At 61.9% G+C, this 1,207-nt stretch carries 2 protein-coding genes; both read right to left on the bottom strand.

Translation table 11 applies throughout. The features are described 5' to 3' along the window. On the bottom strand, positions 1-672 hold a 672-nt coding region (locus EN994_RS32255; protein ID WP_127308192.1), incomplete at its 3' end, for an extracellular solute-binding protein. A 62-nt stretch (positions 673-734) separates the two neighbouring features. Beyond that, the coding region (locus EN994_RS32250) for a GntR family transcriptional regulator (RefSeq protein ID WP_164746457.1) at positions 735-1,207 on the bottom strand (473 nt) is incomplete at its 5' end.

The following is a 1,207-nucleotide window of genomic DNA, read 5'->3' as shown; positions in this document are numbered from 1 at the left end:
GAGCATGAGCGATGTCCACACCGGCGTGTTGGCGTTCTTGATGCCGCGGGCGACGAAACCATAAGTATTGGTCGACGGGTCGGTCAGCGCCTCGGCCGCGGCCACCAGCTGCTCGAAGGTTTCGGGATATTTGAGGCCCTTGGCCTCGAACAACTCCTTGTTCCAGTAAACGATCCAGTAGTCGACCGAGAAGGGCAGCGAGCGCAGCACGCCCTGACCGTCCTTGGCGAACAGCATGCCGGCGTCGGCGAAATCGTTTTCGACCAGACCCGGATCGGTAAGGGTGGGGTCGGCGAGATAGCCTGATATGTCGGCAAGCCAGCCGCCTTTTTCGAACTGCCGCTTCTGCACATGGTAGCTCAGATGCACGACGTCGAAGCTCGGCTTGCCGGAGCTCAATTCGATCACCGTCTTCTGGCGCTGCTGCTGCTCAGGCGTTGCCTCGGCATTGACCTTGATCCCGGTCAACTCCTCGAACTCGGCGAGATATTTTATCAGGGTGTCGCTGCGCGGGCTTTTCACCAGATTGACGTCGAGCGTCGTGCCGGCAAAGCGCTTCCAGTCGACGGCCGCGGCAAAGCCTGGGCGAACACCCACAAGGCCGGCGGCGGCAAGTGCCGCGGTTCCCTGGAGGAGTTGCCTCCTGGTTGGGTTGAACAGATTGGACGACATTTCTTCCTCCCGGTTGCTGTCGTTGTCGAATGCGTCGCGACCGCGACGCGGCTCATGCTTCCTCAGATTTGCAGCGCCAGCCGGCGCGCCTTGTCGATGTGCAGGCTGATCGCCTCGACCGCCTTCTGCGGGTCGCGGCTTTCCATGGCTTCGATGACCGCAAGGTGCTCACGCATGACCGGCACGACGCGCCCGTCGATGCGGAAGCGCTCCTGATGGATCAGCCGGATCTTCACCGAGTTGACCAGATAGGCCTTGGCGATGATCTCGTTGCCCAGCGCATCGATGAAAGTGTCGTGCATCGCCCAGTCGATGCTCTGCGCCCTGGCTTCCATTTCCGGCGTCGGCGCCTGCGAAAGGGCTTGAGCCAGCATCTCCTCGTGTTCACGCCGCAGGCGGGCAAGTTCGTCATCGGAAGCGCTGACGGTGAACAGCGCCACCGCTTCGCGTTCCATGAACAGGCGGAACTGAAAAGCCTCGCGGATCAGGCTGATGTCGATATGGGCGATCTGCATGCCGCGCTGCGGGATCGTCG

The organism is Mesorhizobium sp. M7A.F.Ca.CA.002.09.1.1 (assembly GCF_003998555.1).
Lineage (GTDB): Bacteria > Pseudomonadota > Alphaproteobacteria > Rhizobiales > Rhizobiaceae > Mesorhizobium > Mesorhizobium ciceri.
This window is presented reverse-complemented; position numbering and strand designations above follow the sequence as displayed.